The sequence below is a fragment of the Embleya sp. NPDC008237 genome, from assembly GCF_042956465.1.
GTDB lineage: Bacteria > Actinomycetota > Actinomycetes > Streptomycetales > Streptomycetaceae > Embleya.
The window spans coordinates 612,207-632,777 of record NZ_JBIBGL010000002.1 but is presented as its reverse complement, the minus strand read 5'-3'; the positions used below and the strand labels follow the sequence as shown (position 1 = coordinate 632,777).

The window sequence follows — 20,571 nt, the reverse complement described above, 5'->3', positions numbered from 1 at the left end:
GTGGCTCGGCGTGCCGGAGAAGCAACCGCATGGTGGTTCCGTTCGGCTGTTTCTCCGGTGCGGCGAGACGGGCGCAGCGAGGAGCCCGAAGGGCGGATGCCAGGCGGCGCGGCCCCACCAGGATCCGCCGGACACGGCCTAGGCAACGGGAATCACGGACGCGGGCACGAACTCGCGGCCGTGGGTCGGGACGGGCGGCCGGCCGCGGTCGAGATGCGACCCGTCCGGGACGGTGGCCGACGGTGCCTGCGCCCCGACCGCCGCGAGGCCGTCGTCGCCGTGCACCCGCAGCCGCTCGACGGCCGAGCCGACCCGGGCCGCCAGCACCCCGGCCGCCGCCGGCCTCGACAACAGCGGGGCCACGCCGGGCACGGCCGGCAGCACGAAGGACGCGGGCAGCGCGACGGTCCGAGCCGCACCCAGCACGCGGCAACGCTCCAGTGCGCGGCCCAGATCCGGATCGCCGCCGATCAGCGCGACCTCGACGATCCGGTGCGGGCCGTGCTGCCACACCAGGCGGGCGATCCGGTACAGCTCCGCGTCCTCGTGCGCGTCCCCGGCCGGCGCCGCCACCAGCAGCGCGGCCCGCTCCGGCACCCGCGCCGCGGCGGCGCGCAGCCATCCGGTGAGCTGCTCCGCACCGGCGAACGGCCGACTCAGCAGCACCCGGGCCCGGTCCGCCGCCGGCAGCGCGAGCAACGTGCGTGCGGCGTCCACGGCCAGTCCCGGGTCCCGGCCCACCGTTATCGGCACCACGCACACCCGATCCGCGCCGGCCCGCAACACCGCGCCCACCGCCCGATGCAGTTGCCGGCCGCACGCCGCCGAAGTCACCTCGGGCCCGAACAACCCCGGCAGCGCCGCGCCGTTCGCGCTCTCGTGCCCGCCGACCACCACCACCGCCACCCGCTCCGACACGACTCAGCCGCCGATCGGGTCGACGCCGAACGCCGACGCCGGGCCGGCCGGCAACGACGCGGCGCACTCGTCGATCTCGCAGGGTTCCGCATTCATCGTGGATTCCTTTCTGCGGCGGGTACGACCGAGGGCCCGCCTCGGCCCGAGGCGTGCGGCGGCCCCGGCGGCCGGGCGCGGGCCGGGCCGACCGGCGTGCGGGCGCGCCGAGTCACGGGCCGCGGAGCCGGCTGCTCCGCGGACCCGGGACGAACGCGCGGGCCCCGGCCGGACCCTCGGTCGACGGTTGTCTCGTCCCGGGTATCCGCCGGACCAACCCGCCAACCTCACGCATCGGAGTGAAATACGACGGTGCCGCGACCGGAAACGTTCACCGGTTCTCGGCGCCCGGCACCGGCCGGCCGGCCCCGCGGCCTCCCTGCGTCGGGCCCGGATCGGGTAGACAGGCGTCATGAAGTTCCTCGTCCCGGCCCTCGTGGTCGTCCTCGTCGTGGCCCCCCTCGGGTGGTTCCTCAGCCGCCGCCGAACGCGCACCGCGCCGCCGCCGGTGCCCTCCGGCCGCTCGGCCCGCCCGGCTCCCGGCCAGATCTGGTGGGCCTCGGTGCCCTTCGACGAGGGCGACGAGGCCAAGGACCGCCCGTGCCTGGTCGTCCGGGTCGGCCCGCGCGGCGCCGAGGTGCTCAAGATCACCAGCCGGGACCAGAGCACCCGGGACCGCTACGTACGACTGCCCACCAAGACCTGGGATCCCGGTGCGGGCCGGCGCAGTTGGCTGGAGACCCGACCGCTGCGCACGATCGACCACGACGCCTTCCGCCGCCCCGCCGGCGTGTGTGATCGACGCGTGTGGTCCCGGATCAGTCGCGCCCACCGCGTGCGCTGACCGACCCCGCGACCGCCGCGTCCGCCGACCTGCACCACGCCCCCGGGCCGGCTCTCAGGGCTTCGGATCGGCCCCGTCCGCGAGTTCGTCGACGGCCAGATCCCCGGTCGGCAGGTGCGGCAGCCGATAGACCGCGTGTCCCACCAGGTGGGTCGCCACCGGGACGGTGGTCAGTTGGAAGAACGCCACCATCACCAGCATCCCGATGTCGATCCCGCTGCGCAGCCGCAGCCCCAGGCCGAGCGTGACCAGCAGCAGGCCCAGGACCTGCGGCTTGGCCACGGTGTGCATCCGTGACAGCGTGTCCGGAAAGCGCAACAACCCCACGCCCGCGACGAACGCGAGCGCACAACCCGTGAGCAGGCACACCGCGGACGCGCCGTCGGCGAACTCGCCGGCCCGCACGTCAGTCGCCCTCGCGCGCCGAGAAGCGCACGATCGACACCGACCCCAGGAAACCGACCAGGGCCAGCGCCAGCAACACCGGGACGGTCGTGGTGTGCCGGTTCAAGGTGGCCTCCGCCGCGATCGCGGCCAACATCACCGCGAGCAGCATGTCCACCGCGACCGCCCGGTCCAGGGTCGAGGGCCCGCGCACGAGCCGGATCAGGGCGAGCACCGCGGCCGCGCCGAGCAGCACGATCACGGCGCCGCCGACGAGCGGATTCATGGACCACCTCCGGGAGTTCCGGTCGAAACGGCACGTTCCTCGCGGGTACCGAACGCGGCCACCACACGAGCCTCCAGGCGCACCACCGCCCGCCGGGCCGCCTCCACCGAGGCAGGCGTCTCCGCGCCCAGGGCGTGGATGAACAACATGGTGGGCCGGCCCCGACGAATCTCGATCACGATGCTGCCGGGCAGCACGTTCAGCGCGAGCACGGTCAGCGTGAGCAGCAGGTCCGAACGCGTGGCCGACTCGACCCCCACCACCGAACTGCGTGGCAACCGGCCCGGCCACAGCGCCTGCCAGGCCACCCGCAGCGAGGACAGCACCAGGTCGAGCGCGAACCTGGCCACGAACCGGGCCAGTCCCCACGGCCGGAACGCCAACCGGTCGTGCGCCGGCGGCAGCGGCAGCAGTACCAGCACCGACACCGCGACCACGAGCCCGGTGAGCACGTTGGCAACGGTCAGGGTGCCCCACAGCGCGACCCACACCACGACCAGCCACCCCACCGGCAGCGGCGAGACACGCCGGGTGCGAATCCGGAGCCGGCGGGCGGTCACCGACCCGCTCCTCGGGCGAAGCCGCCGAGCAGCGGCACGGCCTCGATATAGGCGACCCGACCCACCAGTTCGACACCGATCCGATCGGTCAGCGCGACGAGCGGGCCGGCCAGCACGGTGAACGCCAACCCCACCACGACCAGGGCGCAGGTCGCCAGCGTCATCGCGCGCGGCAGCACATTGGCGGTGGCGGCCACGTCGCGCCCGCTCAGAGTCGCGCCGAAGGAGTACGCGGTCGCCCCCGAGGTGTCCGCCGAGCCGCCGAACACCTGCCCCCACACCCGGGCCATCGCGTACAGCGTCAACAGGCTGGTGCCCACCGCCGCACCGATCAGCACGTAGGCCGCCGCCGAGCCGGCCTCCGCGCCCGCCTGCAACAGCAGCCACTTGCCCAGGAATCCGGACAGCGGCGGAATCCCGCCCAGGTTCATCGCGGGCACGAAGAACAACACCGCCAGCGCCGGCGACATCCGCGCCAGCCCGCCCAGCAGGCCCAGGTCGGTGCTTCCGCCGCGCCGCTCGATCAGCCCGGCGACCAGGAACAACGAGGTCTGCACGGTGATGTGGTGCACCGCGTAGAACACCGCACCGGCCAGGCCCGCCGCGCTCGCGAGCGCGATCCCGAAGACCATGTAGCCGATGTGGCTCACCAGCGTGAACGACAACAGCCGGTTCAGGTCGCTCTGCACGATCGCGCCCAGGATGCCGACGATCATCGTCGCCGCGGCCACCACGAGCAGCAGATCACCCAGCCGCCCGTCCGGGAACAGCAGCGTCTGCACCCGGATGATCGCGTACACCCCGACCTTGGTGAGCAGTCCGGCGAACACCGCGGTCACCGGCGCGGGCGCGGTCGGATACGAGTCGGGCAACCACGCGGACAGCGGGAACACCGCCGCCTTGACCCCGAATCCGATCAGCAACATCGATTCCAGGACCAGTTGCACACCGGGATCCACCTCCGGCAGCCGCACCGCGAGTTGGGCCAGATTGACCGTGCCGGTCGCCGCGTACACCATCGCGATCGCGGACAGGAACACCACCGAGGAGAGCAGGCCGACCACCACATAGCCGGCGCCCGCCCGCACCCGGGCGGCGGTGCCGCCGACGGTCAGCAGCACGTAACTGGCCGCGAGCAGCACCTCGAAGCCGACGTACAGATTGAACAGGTCGCCCGCCAGGAAGGCGTTCGCCACTCCCGCGGCCAGGATCAGATAGGTGGGGTGGAACACCGACAGCGGCGTGGCCTCGTCCTCGTCCGCCCGGCCCTGGCCGATCGAATAGACCAGCACGCCCAGGGTGACCGCACAGGAGACCACCAGCATCAGCGCCGACAACCGGTCCGCCACCAGCACGATCCCGGTCGGCGCCGGCCACCCCGCCAACCGGGCCACCACCGGGCCGTCCCGATCGGCCGCCACCAGGAGTGCGATCGCCACACCGAGCACGGCGGTCAGCACCCCGACGCTGATCAGCCGCTGACCGCGCGGCAATCGACCGCCGATGGCCAACTTGAGCCCGGCGCCGAACAGCGGCAGCAGGACCGGGAGCGGCACCAGGTGGTTCATCGAATAGGCCCGTTCCGACCTCGCTCGGGACCGACGGGGTCGCCGACGCCGCGCGGAAACTCGGTGTCGGGCACGGCATCCACCACACTGTCCGCCCGGGCGACGGCCGCCCGCTCGGCCCGCGCCTGCCGGTTCAACTCGCGCCGCGCCCGCCGGAAACGGGCTCGCAGCTCGGCCTGTTGGATGCGGTGCTCGGACTTGATCCCGCGCAGCCGCAGCCGCAGTTCCTCGCGTCGCTCGCGCGCGATCCGCTGCGCCTCCGGTTGACCGCCGTGCCCGCTCGGATCCACGCCCAGCCGCCGGCACTCGGCGGCGTAGTTCGCCCGGGCCTCGGTCCCCAGCCGCCGCACCACCGCCCGACGCTCGGCGGTCTGCCTACGCAACTCGCGGCGCAGTCGCCGGTGTTCGGCGCGCAGATCGCCGCGCTCGGCGCGGCGCACCACGCGCAGGTCCTCGGTGTCGTCCTGGATCTCGTCGGATCCGGTCACTTCCCAGTGCCGATGCACCATCGACAATACGAACGCGGTCACCGCGAGCGTGATCACGATCGCGGTCAACACCATCGCGTGCGGCAACGGGTCGTTCATCGCGGCCGGCAGCGTCACCCCGAGCACCGGGGCGCCGCCCGCACGACCACCCCCGGCGAGCACGATCAGGTTGGCGCCGTTGCCGATCAGCACCACCCCGAGGAGCACCCGGGTGAGGCTGCGTTCGAGCACCAGGTAGACCCCGACGCCCACGAGCACGGCGGCGGTCAGTACCAGGATCATCGTTGGGCTCTTCATACGATCACCGTCCGTTCGGCGTCCCGGTCCCGGGTCTGTTCGATGCGTCGGTCCAACTCGGCGCCCAGCGCGCCGAGCACGTCCTGCACGAGGCCGACCACGAGCAGGTAGACGCCGATGTCGAAGAACACCGACGTCGCGATGTGCACGTCGCCGAAGGGCGGCAGCGTGCCGTCGATCACCGTGCTGCGCAGCGCCGACCCGCCCGCGATCAGACCGACCAAGCCGGTGCCCGCGCTGATCACCAGCCCGGTGCCGAGCAGCCGCCCGGCGGGCAGCGGTGCGGCTTCGGCCAGTTCGTACCGCCCGCCCGCGAGATAGCGCACCAGCAGCGCGAGCCCGGCGGTGATGCCGCCCGCGAAGCCGCCGCCCGGGGTGGAGTGGCCGCTGAAGAGGAAGTACAGCGACAACACCAGCACGGTCGGGAACGCGACGCGCGCGACCACCTCGAAGAGCACCGTCCGCCGTTCGGGGGCGAGCGTGTCGGCGGCGGTCAGCCAGGGGCCGTGCGCCGGGGCCGAGGTGGACTCGCCGGGGATATGGGCGCTGCTTCCGGCGGGGCCCGGCGCCCGGCCGGTGTCGGCGGTGCCGCCGATGTCTCTCTCCCTGCCGCCGGCCGCGGCCGCCGGGTCCGGGGCGCGGTCGCCCAGTCGGGGCAGTCCGCGGTCGCGGCGGACGAAGATCAGACTGGTCACGCCGATCGCGGCGACGGCCAGGACGGCGATCTCGCCCATCGTGTCCCACGCGCGGATGTCCACCAGCAGCACGCTCACGATCTCCTTGCCGCCCGCCTCCTTCGCCGCGGCGGCGAAGGCCTGGGACACCGGCGGCCGGGTCCGCGCGGCGAACGCGGAGACGGCGACGCCTGCGAGCACCACCCCGGTGAGTGCGCCCAGGGCGATGTGCACGACCCGGCGGCCGGGCCGGGTGGTGTCCGCGAACCGGCGCGGGAGTCGGCGCAGCACCAGCAGGAACACCACCACGCTGACCGTCTCGACCAGGCCCTGGGTGAGCGCGAGATCGGGAGCGCCCTGGAGCACGAACAGCGTTGCGCAGCCGTAGCCGGTGACCCCGACCAGGAGCACGGCGGGCAACCTGTCCCGGGTGCCGGCGGCGATCAACGCGGTGCCGATCACGAGCACGCCGACCACGACCTGGGCGGCCGAGTCGGACCAGCGCGGCGAGTGCGGGAACGGCAGCGGGAGGTTGCCCAGAGCGGTCGCGGCGGTGAGCGCGATCAGGCTGAGCAGGATCACTCCGACGTAGACCGGCATCGAGCCGCGCTGGGTGGTGCCGGTCAGTTGCAGCGCTCCCCGGTCCACGCCGCGCACGAGTGCGTCGTACAGGCGCGAGGGTTCGATCCGGGCGGTGGCCGATTGCAGGCGCAGCACCGGCTCGCGGGCCAGGAACAACACGATGCCCACGCAGATCGCGGCACCGGACAGGTTCAGCGCGATGCCCGGGCCGTGCCACAGCGCCAGGTGATAGGCGGACCCGGTGGGCGGGAACAGGTCGGCGTACGAGGAGATCCAGTGGTCCAGCGACCCCGCGGCGAGGCCGAGTGCGAGGCAGCCCGCGCCGAGCAGGACGGCGGGGCCGAGCAGCAGTCCGCTCGGCGGCTCGCACCGGGTGGTGGGTACCTCGGGTTTGCGGGCGAAGGCGCCCCAGACGAAGCGCAGGCTGTACGCGGCGGTCAGCGCCGACCCGGCGACCAGCATGCCGAGCACCACGGTGTCGGTGCGGCCCCGGTGCAGGAACGCCTCGTAGACCGCCTCCTTGGCGACGAATCCGGCCGTCGGCGGTAGTCCGGCCATGGACAGCGCGGCCACCACCGCGACCGCGCACGTGACCGGCATGGTCCGGGCCAGGCCGGAGAGCCGGCGCAGGTCCCGGGTGCCGGCCGCGTGGTCGATGATGCCCACCACCAGGAACAGGGTGGCCTTGAACAGGGCGTGGGCGACCAGCATCGCAATGCCGGCGAGCGCCGCGTCCCGGTTGCCCGCGCCGGTGACCACGATCAGCAGCCCGAGTTGGCTGACCGTGCCGTAGGCGAGCACCCGTTTGAGGTCGTCCTCGCGCAGCGCCCGCCAGCCGGCCAGGAGCAGAGTGGCACAGCCGGTGATCAGCACGATCGGTGGCCACGGCGCGAGTTCGGCGAAGCCGGGGGCCAGACGGGCGACCAGGTACACGCCGGCCTTGACCATCGCGGCGGCGTGCAGGTAGGCGCTGACCGGGGTGGGCGCCGCCATCGCGGCGGGCAGCCAGGAGCCGAACGGCACGATCGCCGACTTGGACAGCGCGCCGACCAGGATCAGTACGGTGGCGGTGGTCACGACGGTACCGCCGGGCGGGGCGGCGAGGATCTCGGAGAGCCGGTAGGTGCCCGCCGTCTCACCGAGCAGGATCAGTCCGACCAGCATCGCCAGGCCGCCGAAGGTGGTCATGGTCAGCGCCTGCATCGCGGCCCGGCGTGGGCCGCGGTGTTCGCTGCGATGGGCGATCAGCAGGTAGGAGAAGACCGTGGTCAGTTCCCAGAACACGTACAGCAGGATCAGGTCGTCGGTGGTGACCAGGCCGATCATTGCCCCGGCGAACGCGACCAGGACGCCGGCGAACGCCCCGAGACCGGGCTCGTCGGCGGCGAAGTAGCGCGCGCAGTAGACCAGGACCAGGACCCCCACGCCCGCCGCGAGGAACACCATCAGCAGCGCGAGCGCGTCGCAGCGAAACGCCAGCGAGACACCGTACCGGGGAATCCACTCGCGCGATTCGACCACGGACCGTCCGTCGAACACGGCCCCGGCCTGGGCCGACGCCCATCCCGTGGTCGCCACCGGAAGCGCGGCAAGCACGAGGAAGGCGTCCCGCCCGAGCCGCCGAACCAACCACGGGGCGACCGCCGCGACCACGAAGTACGAGGCCACCGAGAAGATCATGACGTCAAGATATGGGGCAATTCCCCCAAATCACCTCTAATCGGACACATGTCTCCCGTTTTTCCACCCACCCCACCAAGCTCCACCCGGCGAAACGCACCATCGGAGGACGACGACGGGGGCACGGGATGTCGGGGCTTCGGGGGGCTGAGCGTCCGGCTGCGGTTGGGGGACGGGCGCGAGCGCCGGCCCCCGACCGGGGGCTCCGGCTCGGGCTTTCCCTCGGCCCCTGCTCAGGTCGGGCGGGAACTCGTTCCCCGATATCCGAGCCGGGTCGGGCTCCGGGTGCGAGCCGGGTCGGGCTCGGGGTCCGAGCGGGCCCGGATCCGGCCCCGGGCCGGGCGGGTCGAGCCCGGCCACCAGCCCCGGGACGGGCTTCGACTCCGGCTCGGCCTCCGGGGTCGGGCCGGGCACCAAGTTGGGCTCCGAGCACGGGTCCGGGCCGGACTCGGGTCCGGCTCGGCCACCGACTCCGGCTCGGCCACCGACTCCGGCTCGGGCACGGCCTCCGGCTCGAGTCAGGGCGAACTCCGACTCGGGTCGGGCTCCGACCCCGGCTCGGCCACCTGCCACGGCTTGGGCGCCGGCTCCGGTTCGGGTGCTCAGTCGAGGACGGAGCGGACCGCCTCCGGGGTGCGGGCGACTACGGCGCTGCCGTCGTCGGCGGTGATGATCGGCCGTTGGATCAGGATCGGATGCTCCGCCAACGCGGCGATCCAGCGACCCCGTTCGGCCGCCTCACGGGCCCACGTCTTCAGACCCAGCTCACCGGCGATCGCCTCACCGGTTCGCGCGATGTCCCACGGCTCCAGCCCCAGCCGAGCCAGGACGGCTTCCAGCTCGGCCACGGTCGGCGGCTCCTCCAGATAGCGCCGCACGGTGTACTCGGTCCCTTCCGCATCCAGCAGAGACAACGCCGACCGACACTTCGAACACGCGGGATTGATCCAAATCTCCATGACCCCCGACCGTACCCCTCGCCCCGCTCCGGCCCCACCACACTCAACACCCAGCCAACCGAATTGCCATCCCGGTCCCTGACGAGGCCAACCCCCGCAGCCCAGCCGACCCCCGGAAAGCCACCCACCCGAACCGGCCGAACCTTCGACCCGGCCGCTGCTCGAAACGAACGAAGCGAACTCCCATGGGTGGTCGAACCATCAGCCCGGCCGGCGTTTGAGGCCCGACCCGACCAACGCGACACTCAACGTCCGCCGAAACCACCAGCCCGGCCGGCGCTCGAGGCCGTCGAGGAAGAAACCGGGTCGCATCGGCGACGGGGCGCCGACCGTCCCCGCTGCCGCCTGCCGCCTGCCGCCTGCCGCCAGGCATCACGCGTCGCCGAATGCGTCCAAGTCGCCCGAGGGGTCGGCCCCGATACCGAAGGCGGTCGCGTAGGCCGGAGCGCCGAGCGCCCCGCGGGCCGCCGCCTCGATCCGCGTCACGTCGCCGCGTTCGGCGACCGGCAAGGGCGCGCCGATCGAGGCCCGAGTGCGTCCGCGCGGCCCAGCAGGGTCGCCGCCTCGGCCGGCCGGCCCGAGATCGCCTCGACCCCGGCCAGGCCCTCCAGCGCCAGTGCGACGGCCCGCGGATCGCCGGATGCCCGCGCCGCCGCCAAGCCCTCCGCATGCAATTCCCGCGCGCCGACCGCATCCCCCCGCAGTTCGGCCACGAAGCCCAACTCGGCCATCAGCAGCGTCACTCCGTAGAACGGCACGCCGTCCTCGTGCAGCCGACGATTCCACTCCAGGGCATTGCGCAAATGCCGCTCGGCCGCCGCGAGGTCTCCCGCCCGCCGCGCCCCCAGTCCGAGCCCCACCTCGGCGAACTCCTCGGCGAACCGGTCCGACTGCTCGACCGCGAGCTGCCGCGCACGCTCGTGGAACTCCTCGGCCCGTCCGAATTCGCCCCGCAACAGCGCGATTCGGCCGAGCCCGGACCACCGGTACGACACATCCGTCCACAGGCCCAACTCCTCGGCCCCGAGCAGCCCTTCGCGATGCAGCGCGGCGGCGCGTTCGTACTCGCCGGACACCTCGGCCACATAGGAGAGTTGGTCCGACGCCTGCACGAGTCCCCACCGATCGCCCAGCGCCGCGAACCGTGCCGCCGCATCCGCCGCCGCCTCACCGGCCGCCGCCAGGTCACCGCGGAACATCGCCGCCTTCGCCCGACCGGTCAGCGCCGCCGCGACGCCCCACGTGTCGTCCCCCGCCCGGAAGCCGGCGAGGGCCCGTTCGATCAGTTCGCCGCCCGCGACCGCGTCGCCCACGTGCAGGTGTGCCAGGCCCAGGAACCATTCGGCCCGGGCCCTCCCCGGCACGGTCCCCTCGTACGCCCGCAACGCGTCCCGACTCTGCCGCACCGGATCGCTGCCGTCCCCGATCAACATCGCGAACCCGGCCCGCCATGCTCCCGCCGCCGCCCGAGCCGAGTCCACCGCGTCCGCATCCGCGGGATCCGCCCGACCCTCCACCGCCACCGTCAACGCCGCGTCCAACGCCCGCCACGCCTCGCGATAGCGCCCCCGCAGGAACCGGTACCACGCCGCCCCACCCGCCAGCCGCACCGCGAGCCCCGCGTCCGCGCGTCGCACCGCGCCGTCCAGTGCGCTGCGCAGGTTCCCGTTCTCCGCGTCCAGCCGGGTCAACCACTCACGCTGATCGGGGCCGTACAGACGCGATCCGGCGTACTCGACGAACTCGGCCACGAAGCCGTCGTGTCGACCCTGCACCACATCGAACTCACCCGCCGCGTGGAGGTGTTCCACGCAGTACGCGGCCACCGACTCCAGCAGCCGATACCTCGGCCCGTACGGCCCCTCGACCACCACCACCAGCGAACGATCGACCAACCGCCCGACCAGATCGAGCACGTCGGCCCGGGCCACCTCGGTCCCCGAGCAGACCGCCTCCGCAGCCTCGGGGGCACATCCGTCCGCGTGGATCGCCAACCGGCGCAGCACGATCCGCTCCGCCGTGCCGAGCAGTTCCCAACTCCAGTCGATCATCGCGCGCAGCGTCTGCTGCCGGGCCGGCACCCCGCGCCGACCCGCACCGAGCACCCGGAACCGGTCGTCCAGGCGCGCCGCGAGGCCGTGCACCCCGAGCCCGCGCACCCGGGTGGCGGCCAGTTCCAGAGCCAGCGGAATCCCGTCCAGGCGACGGCAGATCGCGGCGATCGCGTCCGCCGTATGGGCGTCCGGTACGAACCCGGGTGCCGCGGCGGCCGCCCGGGCCACGAACAGCCGTACCGCCGTGGACTCGGCCAGTGCCGCCGGCGCCGCCCCGACGGCCGGCACCACCAACGGCCGTACCACGCAGAACATTTCGCCGCCCACCGTGAGCGGCTCCCGACTCGTGGCCAGGATCCGCAACTCCGGCGCGGCCCGCAGGAGCAGGTCGGCCAGTTCCGCGACCGGTTCGATCACGTGCTCGCAGTTGTCCAGGACCAGCAGCAGCCCACGCCCGCGCAGTGCGTCCGCCAGCCGGGTCCGCGACTCGGCCGCGCGATGCCCCGCACCGGCCGTCACCTCGTCCCGGATGCCCAGCGCCGAGGCGATCGCGTCCGCCAGGTCGTCGCCGCTCGGGTCGCGCCGACCGGCCAGTTCGACCAACCACACCCCGTCCGGGAAGGCTGCGTCGTCGACCGCCCGGGCCGCACTCTCCAGCGCGAGCCGCGTCTTGCCCACGCCGCCGGGGCCGGTCAGCGTCACCAGCCGGGCGCCCCGGAGCAGCCCGTCGACCTCGGCCACGGCATCCTCGCGGCCGACCAGTTCGGTCAGCGCCGCGGGCAGATTGCTCCGCGCCCGCGCAGCAACCCCCGCCGCCACCCCGGTCGCCGCATCGGCCGGCGCCGCAGCCGCGGCCAGGCTCGGATCCTGCGCCAGGATCGCCCGATGCAGCGCGGCCAACTCCGGCCCCGGATCCAGGCCCAGTTCCTCCGCCAACCGTTCGCGCAGTTCGGCGTACCCGGCCAACGCCTCCTCCTGCCGTCCGGAGCGGTACAGCGCACGCAAGTGCGTCGCACGCAGCCGCTCCCGGACCGGATGCAGCGCGACCCGTTCCCCCAACTCGTCGGCAAGCAGCGTGTGTTCACCCAGTTCCAAGCGCGCCTCGGCGTAGTCCTCGATGGCGGTCAGCCGTTGCTCGTCCAGCCGGGTGATCGCCGTGCGGGCGAACTCCTCGTCCCGAAAGTCGGCGAACGCCGGCCCACGCCACAGCGCGAGCGCATCCGCGAGCAACCCCGCCCGGGTACGCACGTCGGCAGCGGCCCGCGCCTGCGCGATCAACTCGGCGAACCGGTCCGCATCCACGGCGTCCGGATCCACGCGCAGCTCGTAGCCGGGCGGGCGGTAGGCGACCAGTTCGCGACCTCCGGGCTCGGCCGCCTCCAGCGCCCGGCGCAACTGGGAGACCTTGGTCTGCAGCGTGTTCGTCGGATTGCCGGGCGGGTCCGCGCCCCACAGGTCCTCCACCAACAGGTCCGCGGAGACCGGGCGGCCGCGGTGCACGAGCAGGTCCGCGAGCAGCGCACGCACCTTCGACTCCGGGACCCGAACCGGCCGTCCGTCCGCGGTCCACACCGCCGGCGGACCCATCACCCCGAAGCGCATGCCGTCACGTTAGCGCAGGTCAACCGGGCTCTGACGGTCGACCGCGGGCATCCGTGCGTGGACCCGCAGGATTCCGTGCGCGGCCGGCGCCACTCTCGTGTCATCGAGTTCGGGACGCCGCGAGACACACCGAACGACACGAAACACCGAACCCGGGAGCCCACACCATGTCCACGAACACCAGCACCAACGCCACCACCGCTACCGCCGCCGACGCCCTCGTCACCACCGGCCGCGAGATCCGCCTGGCCGCCCGCCCCGTGGGCGCCCCCACGGCCGCCGACTTCGAGCTGGTCACCGCCGCGATCCCGGCCCTGACCGAGGGCCGGATCCTGGTCCGCAACACGTGGATGTCGGTCGACCCGTACATGCGCGGCCGGATGGACGATGTCGAGTCGTACATCCCCCCGTTCGAGCTCGGCGCGGTCCTGGACGGCAGCGCGGTCGGCGAGGTGATCGCCTCCCGCTCCGACGCGATCCCGGTCGGCGCGACCGTGTCGCACTTCGCCGGCTGGCGCGAGTACGCGGTCGTGGATGCGGCGACCGCCATCGTGCTGGACACCTCCGCGGTACCCGCCCAGGCGTACCTCGGTGTGCTGGGCACCACCGGTCTGACCGCCTACGCGGCGCTGACCGAGGTGGCCCCGGTCCGCGAGGGCGACACCGTGTTCGTGTCCGGTGCGGCGGGCGCGGTCGGCAGTGTGGCCGGCCAGATCGCCCGCAAGCTGGGCGCCGCCCGGGTGATCGGCTCGGCGGGCGGCCCGGCCAAGGCCGCCCGGCTGCGCGACGCGTTCGGCTACGACGTCGCGCTGGACTACCGGGCCGGCGCGATCGGCGACCAGCTCGCCCAGGCCGCTCCCGAAGGCATCGACGTCTACCTCGACCACGTCGGCGGCGACCACCTCGAAGCGGCCATCGCGAACGCCAGGGTCGGCGCCCGGTTCGCGCTGATCGGCGCGATCAGCGGCTACAACGCGACCGAGCCGGTGCCCGGCCCGAGCAACATCTTCCAGGCCTACGTCCGGCGGTTGAACCTGCGCGGCCTGTTGGTCACCGACCACTTCGCACTGTTCCCGGAGTTCACCGAGCGCGCGATCGGCTGGCTCGGCGACGGTTCGCTGCGCACGGAGGAGACCGTGTTCGAGGGCATCGAGCAGGCTCCCGCCGCCTTCCTCGGCGTGCTCGACGGCGTCAACACCGGCAAGATGCTCGTCCGCCTGGCCGACTGACCCGCCCCGCCCGCTCCCTCCGGCACCGACACCACCACCGAGGAAGGCCACGCCGTGACCACCGAAGCGCCGCACGCCCTCGTCGTCCTCGCCCACCCGCGGGCCGACTCGCTGACCGCACGGGTCGCCGCCCGAACCCGAGCCCGGCTGCGGGCCGACGGCCACACCGTGGACGTACTCGACCTGCACGCCGACGGGTTCGACCCGCGGATGACCGTCGAGGACGAACCCGACTGGGCCGACCGGGACAAGGTCTACAGCGCGGAGGTACGCGCACACATGGCCCGGATCGAGGCGGCCGACACGATCGCCACCGGCGCCCACGACACCACCCTCCTCACCTCCACCGAAGAGGTGCTGACCACCTTCACCCACCCCGCCCCCACCCCCTGACCCCCCAAACCCCAAGGCGCCGGCCGGATCCCCGGCCGGCGCACAAGGCAAACAACGACTCGGCCGCCACACATCGGCCCCGCCGGCGCATGAGGCCAGTCAGCCCGGCCGGCGCATGAGGCCGATCAGCCCCGCCGGCGCTTGAGGCGAAACAGCCCCGCCGGCGCTTGAGGCGACCTCGGCCGAAGGCCAGGTCCAATCAGCCCCGCCGGCGCATGAGGCCGATCAGTCCCGCAACCCCATCGCGTCAGCGGGATTCCCCCGCAACGCCACGCGACCAGGCACGACCGTCGCCACGAACGCCAACCCCGTCGCCGCCACCAGCACCGCCGCATACGTCAACGGCGGCGCATACGGAGAAGCACTCGCGGTCATCCCGACGCTGTACGCGGTCAACGTCGCGTACGCGACCACCGACCCCAGCACGGCGGCCAACACCACCACGGCCCCGGTCTCCCAGCGAAGCATCCGCATCACCTGCCGACGCGTGGTACCCACCAGTTGCAGGAGCGCGAACTCCCGCCGCCGCGCCGAAGTAGCCATCACCAGCGTGTTCACCACCGCGATGCCGGTGAACGCGATGATCAGGCCCATCGCGACGTAGTTGACCTGGGCCTGGGTGCCGGCCTGGTCCCGACGCGCCTGCTCGACCTCGCCCCGATCCAGCACCCGGACCCCGGGGAATTCGCCCAGCGCCCGCTGCAACGCCTCCCGCGACAGCGCCGACCCGGCCGCGGCCGCGTCCGTACCGGAAATCAGCACCGCCTCCGCCGCCGGCCGATCCACGTGCGCCGCCACCAGCGCATGAGGCAGCGTCAGGTCGCCGAAGCCCAGGCCGCGTTCGTACACCGCGATCACCTTCAGGGTGACCTGGACCCCGTCGCCCATGGTGATCCGCAGATCGTCGCCGACCCCGACCCCCTTGGTCCTGGCCGCCTGTTCGCTCACCGCGACCGTGCCGTCGGCGAGCGCCGCGAACGAGCCGGACCGGGTCTTCGGGTCGAGCGTGCGCTGCACGCCCTGCGGAGTGACGCCCTGGGCCGGGAACTTGTCCTGGCCGGCCCGTACGAGCGTGTGCAGGACCGCGGTCGCCACCTCGACCCCCGGCACCGCCCGCACCGTCTCCGCCGCCCTGCCCGGCACCCCGGGGCCCGCGACCAGCGTGTACGAGGCCAACGTGCCCGCCTTGGCCTGCTCCCCCGCGGCGTGACTCGCGGTGGTCTGGGTGAACAGAATGGTCGACGCCATCGCCACCGCCAGGCTCAGCGGAGTCACCACCGCGGCCACCCGTTCGGCGGCCGCCCGTGCGTTGCGCGCCGCGAGGAACCCGCTGATCGGCGACAGGCGCCCGACCACCAGACCCAGCACGGCAATACCCGCGCGCGCGAGCAGCGGACCGAGCAGCGCGATCGCGACGGTGGCGACGATCACCGTCAGGAAGGTGACCGGTGTGGACTTGGGTTCGGTGTCCAGGGTGCGCAGCACCAGCAGGAGTACGCCGTAGCCCAGCGCCGCGACCACGCCGCCGATCGTGCGCACGACGCCGAGCCGCGGTCGTTCGATCGCGGCGTCCGCGAGCGCCTCGGTCGGCCGGATCCGCGCGGCTCGGCGCACCGACACGCGCGCCGCCGTCCAGGCCGCGAGCAGGGTCAGCAGCACCGCGCCGATCGGCGGGATCGCACTCAGCTTCAGCGCCGGCGTGTCCGGCATCACGCCGAACGCGACGAACCGCCCGTGCAGCCAACGGGCCAGCCCCAGCCCGCCGAACGCGCCGAGTGCGCCCGCGATCAGGCCCACCACCAGTGCCTCGCGGCCCACCATCCGGCGGATCTGCCGAGGCGTCGCGCCGATCGCCCGCAACAGCGCGATCTCGCGTCGGCGCTGCTGGACGGACAGCGCGAAGGTGCCCACCACGACCAGGATCGCCACCAGCAACGAGGTGCCGCCGAGCGCGCCGCCCAGGCTGACCAGGGTCACCCGGGCCTTGGCCGCGGCGGGGAACTCGGCCGGCCCGCGATCGGTACCGGTACGCAACTGCGCGCCGGTGCCCGCCAGGGCCTCCCGGGCCGCCGCGCGCACGGTGCTCGGGTTCGCGCCGGGTGCGGTGAACAGGCCCGCCGAGGCGACCTGTCCGGGGTGTCCGGCCAGCCGTCGGGCGTCCGCATCGGCGAAGAACACACTGGCCTGCCGGGCCAGGGCGTCCCGGCCGGGCGGCGCCGCGATGCCCACCACGCGGTAGGCGCCCGGGGCCTGGCCGGCCTGCACGGTGACCGTGCCGCCGACCGGGACCGCGGCCCGGCGGGCCAGATCCGCGTCCAGTACGACCTCGCCGGGTGCCGTCGGTGCCCGGCCCGCACGCAGCGTGAACGGGGTCAGTCGGGCCGACTCCCAGGCGTGCCCCCACGCGTTGTCGTCGGTGTCCAGGGCCCGGCCGGAGGCGGTGAGCACGTGGGCCGAGAAGGTCAGTTCCGGGACCACGGCCTCGATGCCCGGTACCGCGCGCAGTTTGTCCACGGCGGTCGTGTCCAGCCACGCCCGCTCGGTCAGCGGCTTCGACTTGGTCTTGGTCTTGCCCTTCTTGTGCTTGGTCCAGTGCAGGTTCTGGTCGGCGGTGACCACGGTGTCGGTACCGGCGTAGCGTTCGATCCGGATGTCGCCGCGCAGGCCGGTCTCCAGCAGCGCGCCGCACGCGGTGACCAGGGCGGCCGCGCACACCAGGGCGACGAACGCGCCGGCGAAGCCGCCCTTGCGGGCGCGCAGGGTACGCAGGGCGAGGAAGAGCATCAGGCCCACGCGCCCAGGTGCGTCATCCGGTCCGCGATCCGGTCCGCGCCGGCCCCGGCCAGGGTGTCGGTGATCCGTCCGTCGGCGAGGAAGAGCACCTCGTCCGCGTAGGACGCGGCGACCGGGTCGTGGGTGACCATCACCACGGTCTGGCCCATCGCGTCCACGGTGTCGCGCAACAGCGCCAGCACCTCCTTGGCGGTGACCGTGTCCAGCGCGCCGGTGGGTTCGTCGGCGAAGACCACCTCGGGCCGGGTGACCAGCGCGCGGGCGATCGCGACCCGCTGCTGCTGGCCGCCGGACAACTCGGCCGGCCGGTGTTCGGTACGCCCGGTCAGGCCCACCCGCTGGACGATCTCCGCCGACCAGGCCCGGTCCGCCTTGCGGCCGGCCAGGCGCAGCGGCAGCGTGATGTTCTCCAGCACGGTCAGCGAGGGCATCAGGTTGAACGCCTGGAAGACGAAACCGATCCGCTCGCGCCGCAGTTCGGTCAGGCCGGTCTCGGACAGCCCGGACAGGTCGGTGTCGCCGAGCCGCACGCTGCCGCTGGTCGGCCGGTCCAGGCCGGCGGCGCACTGGAGGAACGTGCTCTTCCCGGAGCCCGAGGGCCCCATGACCGCGGTGAAGCTGCCACGCCGGATGCCGACGGTGACGTCGTGCAGTGCCGTGACCGCGGCGGTGCCCTTGCCGTGGATGCGTCCGACGCCGGTCAGCGACACGGCGTCGGGTATCCGGTCGTGCGTACTCATGGTGCGGTGCCGCCCTTGTCTCTTCGGATGGGGATCGATGCCGAGCCGGACGGATTCCGGAGTCGCCGACACGTGCGCCGACGCGCGGCGCATCGACGGCTCGGTGCTCGGGTTCGGGGTCGGGTGAAATGCCGAGGTCTCGGACGGCCGGGTCTCGAAAACTCGGATCTCGAAAATTGGGTCATTCGGGTCTCGAAGAGCGGGCCCGGACAGCCGGGTCCCGCGTGCCGGTGCGCCCGGCCGCCGGCGCCCGCACGCGTCGGGTGCCGGAAACCGAATGCCGGCCCGACCGCTCAGAGCCGGCCGGTTCCGGGCTCACCGCTACCGGGGTCGGCGCTCTCCGGTGCCCCCTCGTCGGCCCGCCCACCGTCGTGCTCATCGTCGGCCCCGCCGTCGTCGCGCCCACCGTTCGTGGCCGGGAACGTGAGGAAGCGGGTCCGTACCGCGCGGGCCCCGGCCGGCAGCGGTCCGGCCCGCTTGTACCGGTTGAGGAGCGCGATGTACTCCTCGAAGAACTCGCCCAGTTCGGCCGGGGTGACGTGGATGGTCCCGCGCGAGTACGGCATGTCCATCCCCCCTTCGGCCTCGGTCGTGGTCTGCGCCCTGCGGTATTCCTCCAGGTCGGCCGCGAATGCCAGGCGGTTCAGCTCGTCGACGACCGGCCGAATCTCCTCGCTCTGCTCGCTGCGCGGCGGGAAGCGCAGGTCCCGCTGTACGGCGCGCCACCACCGCTCGCGCCCGTGCGCGTGCGGATCCACGAAATCCTCGACGAACCCGTGTCGGGCCAACTCCCGGAGGTGGTAGCTGGTCGCGCCGGTGTTCAGTGCCAGCGCCCGGGCCAGCGACGCGGACGTCGCGGGCCCACTCGCCTCCAGTTCCCGCAGGATCCGTTGGCGTCGGGGGTGCGCCAAAGCCTTCAGCGCTTCGAGTTCGCTGACATCTCGGCGTTCCGGTGACACGGCCACATATGCACAATAATCTGTGCACAGGAAATTGTGCAATGGTTTGCACGGCGATCGCACCCACCACCCGAAGACGCGGCGGGTCCGAAATGCCGGTCGATCACCCGAGGCCGATCAGGCGGAGCAGGGCCACCGCCATCGGATCGTCACCCCGATCTCACTCGACCATCGCGAGCAGCTTGGTCACCGTGTTCCAATTGCGGACGGTGGCCGTGTTGCCGAGCTTGCGGGCCAGGATCGGCGACAGCCGGGCCTTGCCCAGACCGTCCGGGAAGTACATGTACAACTCGCGGTCGCCCAGCCGCAGTTCGTCCGGCGCGTAGCCGGCCGGATCGACCCGGCCGAGCTCCGTCGGATCGGCGGCCGGGCTCAGGAACGCCACCGCGCACTTGGCCGGGTCGGATACCTCCAGGGGATTCGCCGCGACCACCGCGCGCATTTCCGCGCCGCTGCGCACCATCACGTCGACCGCGAATCCGAACTCGCCGGCCAGCCCGGCCTCGATCGCCGCCACCAGGTCGGCGGTCGGCTGTTCGGCCGCCTCGAAAACCGCGTTCCCGCTCTGCAACAGCGTCTTGACCTCGGTGTATCCCAGCTCGGTCAGGACACGACGCAGATCCGCCATCGGCACCCGGCGATGCCCACCCACGTTGATGCCGCGCAACAGCGCCACGTACTTCGTCACCACGTGCCTCCTTCGCGCCCGGGATCGCCCGTACGACGCCCGCTCCGCGCACCATGATCGAACCGATCGCGCCGATTCCATCGCATCCGGCGACGGCACGCCGAAGCGGGCCCGATCGCGGCGGATCGCCTCGCCCCCGGCGGCCCCGGCCCGGATTCGCCCGGACCGCCTCGGTCGACCGGTTCCGCCCGACCGGCCGACCGACCGACCGACTCGGCCGACCCGTTCGGCCGACCGCCTCAGCTCGGCCAGTTCTCCAGCGCCACGTGCAGTGCCTCCACCGCCCGGTCGAAGGACTCGCTCGGCTTGCGTACGTGGCCGAACCCGCCGTTGCCCTCGAGCACCGCGAAACCGTGGAAGACGCTGCGCAACAGCCGTCCCGCGTCGGTCAGGTCCGGCTCCTCCAGACCGTAGGCGCGCAACATCGCGTAGGTGTTGTCGAGATTGCGCCGGTAGCCCTCCGAGGTGGCCAGCAGCGCCGGGTCGATCCGCGCCTGGGTCGCCGCGTAGCGGCCGGGACGCTCCAAGGCGAACTCCCGGTACGCCCGGGCGAAGGCGATCAGCGCATCCCTGCCCGCCCGGCCCGCGACCGCCGCGCCGATCCGATCGGCCAGTTCGTCGGCGGCCAGCATCGCGATCCCGAGCCGCAGTTCCTGGAGGTTCTTCACGTGCGAGTACAGGCTCGCGTCCTTGACCCCGAAGCCGCGCGCCAGCGCGGTCAGGGTGATCTTCTCGAACCCCACCTCGTCCGCCAGATCCGCCGCCGCACGCGTCACCCGTTCCGCCGTCAGTCCCGCCCGAGCCACACGCCACCCTTCCGTCGCGGCGCCGGTCACC

15 protein-coding genes and 2 pseudogenes are annotated in these 20,571 nt (G+C 73.2%); 3 read left to right on the top strand and 14 right to left on the bottom strand.

The window, feature by feature from the left end; translation table 11 throughout:
* Window positions 1-138: 138 nt before the first annotated feature.
* The gene (locus tag ACFZBU_RS05990; protein ID WP_391582255.1) at window positions 139-918 is read right to left on the bottom strand and encodes a sirohydrochlorin chelatase; all 780 of its coding nucleotides are present in this window, start codon (window positions 916-918) and stop codon (window positions 139-141) included.
* Window positions 919-1,366: 448 nt separating this feature from the next.
* Here ACFZBU_RS05990 and ACFZBU_RS05985 point away from each other — a divergent pair, with 448 nt between their 5' ends.
* Window positions 1,367-1,798 (top strand): type II toxin-antitoxin system PemK/MazF family toxin, encoded by a 432-nt coding sequence (locus ACFZBU_RS05985; protein ID WP_391582254.1) that lies wholly within the window; start codon window positions 1,367-1,369, stop codon window positions 1,796-1,798.
* A 54-nt stretch (window positions 1,799-1,852) separates the two neighbouring features.
* Here ACFZBU_RS05985 and ACFZBU_RS05980 read toward each other — a convergent pair whose 3' ends face one another.
* From ACFZBU_RS05980 to ACFZBU_RS05945, 8 genes and pseudogenes are all read right to left on the bottom strand, one after another.
* Window positions 1,853-2,203: a cation:proton antiporter gene (locus ACFZBU_RS05980; RefSeq protein WP_391582253.1), complete on the bottom strand. Its 351-nt coding sequence runs from the start codon at window positions 2,201-2,203 to the stop codon at window positions 1,853-1,855.
* Window position 2,204: 1 nt separating this feature from the next.
* A complete protein-coding gene (locus tag ACFZBU_RS05975) occupies window positions 2,205-2,468 on the bottom strand; it encodes a monovalent cation/H+ antiporter complex subunit F (protein WP_391582252.1) in 264 nt (87 codons plus the stop codon).
* A complete protein-coding gene (locus ACFZBU_RS05970) occupies window positions 2,465-3,028 on the bottom strand; it encodes a Na+/H+ antiporter subunit E (protein ID WP_391582251.1) in 564 nt (187 codons plus the stop codon). The genes ACFZBU_RS05975 and ACFZBU_RS05970 overlap by 4 nt, the downstream gene beginning before the upstream one ends.
* Window positions 3,025-4,596, bottom strand: coding sequence for a Na+/H+ antiporter subunit D (locus ACFZBU_RS05965; protein ID WP_391582250.1), 1,572 nt, complete (start codon window positions 4,594-4,596; stop codon window positions 3,025-3,027). Before ACFZBU_RS05965 ends, ACFZBU_RS05970 begins: the two co-directional genes overlap by 4 nt.
* Complete coding sequence (locus ACFZBU_RS05960; RefSeq protein WP_391582249.1) at window positions 4,593-5,381, bottom strand: Na(+)/H(+) antiporter subunit C; 789 nt, start codon at window positions 5,379-5,381, stop codon at window positions 4,593-4,595. Before ACFZBU_RS05960 ends, ACFZBU_RS05965 begins: the two co-directional genes overlap by 4 nt.
* Window positions 5,378-8,317: a Na+/H+ antiporter subunit A gene (locus tag ACFZBU_RS05955; RefSeq protein ID WP_391582248.1), complete on the bottom strand. Its 2,940-nt coding sequence runs from the start codon at window positions 8,315-8,317 to the stop codon at window positions 5,378-5,380. Before ACFZBU_RS05955 ends, ACFZBU_RS05960 begins: the two co-directional genes overlap by 4 nt.
* A gap of 602 nt (window positions 8,318-8,919) precedes the next feature.
* Window positions 8,920-9,276 (bottom strand): arsenate reductase family protein, encoded by a 357-nt coding sequence (locus tag ACFZBU_RS05950; protein WP_391582247.1) that lies wholly within the window; start codon window positions 9,274-9,276, stop codon window positions 8,920-8,922.
* Between the two features lie 372 nt (window positions 9,277-9,648).
* Window positions 9,649-12,932 (bottom strand): annotated as a pseudogene (locus tag ACFZBU_RS05945) (BTAD domain-containing putative transcriptional regulator).
* Between the two features lie 167 nt (window positions 12,933-13,099).
* Here ACFZBU_RS05945 and ACFZBU_RS05940 point away from each other — a divergent pair.
* Together ACFZBU_RS05940 and ACFZBU_RS05935 are read left to right on the top strand one after the other, a co-directional pair.
* Window positions 13,100-14,161: an NADP-dependent oxidoreductase gene (locus tag ACFZBU_RS05940; RefSeq protein ID WP_391582246.1), complete on the top strand. Its 1,062-nt coding sequence runs from the start codon at window positions 13,100-13,102 to the stop codon at window positions 14,159-14,161.
* 54 nt (window positions 14,162-14,215) lie between these two features.
* Window positions 14,216-14,470, top strand: a pseudogene (locus tag ACFZBU_RS05935) (NAD(P)H-dependent oxidoreductase); the annotation flags it as partial.
* Window positions 14,471-14,779: 309 nt separating this feature from the next.
* Here the strand turns inward: ACFZBU_RS05935 and ACFZBU_RS05930 are convergent.
* The 5 genes from ACFZBU_RS05930 to ACFZBU_RS05910 form a co-directional block, all read right to left on the bottom strand.
* Window positions 14,780-17,338 carry an ABC transporter permease gene (locus ACFZBU_RS05930; RefSeq protein WP_391582450.1) on the bottom strand — a complete coding sequence of 853 codons (2,559 nt, stop codon included), beginning with the start codon at window positions 17,336-17,338 and terminating at the stop codon, window positions 14,780-14,782.
* Window positions 17,338-18,087 (bottom strand): ABC transporter ATP-binding protein, encoded by a 750-nt coding sequence (locus ACFZBU_RS05925; RefSeq protein ID WP_391582245.1) that lies wholly within the window; start codon window positions 18,085-18,087, stop codon window positions 17,338-17,340. The genes ACFZBU_RS05930 and ACFZBU_RS05925 overlap by 1 nt, the downstream gene beginning before the upstream one ends.
* A 293-nt stretch (window positions 18,088-18,380) precedes the next feature.
* Window positions 18,381-19,052 (bottom strand): ArsR/SmtB family transcription factor, encoded by a 672-nt coding sequence (locus tag ACFZBU_RS05920; protein ID WP_391582244.1) that lies wholly within the window; start codon window positions 19,050-19,052, stop codon window positions 18,381-18,383.
* Window positions 19,053-19,206: 154 nt separating this feature from the next.
* Complete coding sequence (locus tag ACFZBU_RS05915) at window positions 19,207-19,734, bottom strand: DUF1697 domain-containing protein (protein ID WP_391582243.1); 528 nt, start codon at window positions 19,732-19,734, stop codon at window positions 19,207-19,209.
* Window positions 19,735-19,973: 239 nt separating this feature from the next.
* Window positions 19,974-20,540 carry a TetR/AcrR family transcriptional regulator gene (locus tag ACFZBU_RS05910; RefSeq protein ID WP_391582242.1) on the bottom strand — a complete coding sequence of 189 codons (567 nt, stop codon included), beginning with the start codon at window positions 20,538-20,540 and terminating at the stop codon, window positions 19,974-19,976.
* Between the last annotated feature and the right edge of the window lie 31 nt (window positions 20,541-20,571).

Coding starts and splice junctions, on each gene's coding strand:
- ACFZBU_RS05985 (WP_391582254.1), top strand. CDS start 1,367: ATGAAGTTCCTCGTCCCGGCCCTCGTGGTCGTCCTCGTCGTGGCCCCC.
- ACFZBU_RS05975 (WP_391582252.1), bottom strand. CDS start 2,468: ATGAATCCGCTCGTCGGCGGCGCCGTGATCGTGCTGCTCGGCGCGGCC.
- ACFZBU_RS05965 (WP_391582250.1), bottom strand. CDS start 4,596: ATGAACCACCTGGTGCCGCTCCCGGTCCTGCTGCCGCTGTTCGGCGCC.
- ACFZBU_RS05960 (WP_391582249.1), bottom strand. CDS start 5,381: ATGAAGAGCCCAACGATGATCCTGGTACTGACCGCCGCCGTGCTCGTG.
- ACFZBU_RS05955 (WP_391582248.1), bottom strand. CDS start 8,317: ATGATCTTCTCGGTGGCCTCGTACTTCGTGGTCGCGGCGGTCGCCCCG.
- ACFZBU_RS05950 (WP_391582247.1), bottom strand. CDS start 9,276: ATGGAGATTTGGATCAATCCCGCGTGTTCGAAGTGTCGGTCGGCGTTG.
- ACFZBU_RS05940 (WP_391582246.1), top strand. CDS start 13,100: ATGTCCACGAACACCAGCACCAACGCCACCACCGCTACCGCCGCCGAC.
- ACFZBU_RS05930 (WP_391582450.1), bottom strand. CDS start 17,338: ATGCTCTTCCTCGCCCTGCGTACCCTGCGCGCCCGCAAGGGCGGCTTC.
- ACFZBU_RS05925 (WP_391582245.1), bottom strand. CDS start 18,087: ATGAGTACGCACGACCGGATACCCGACGCCGTGTCGCTGACCGGCGTC.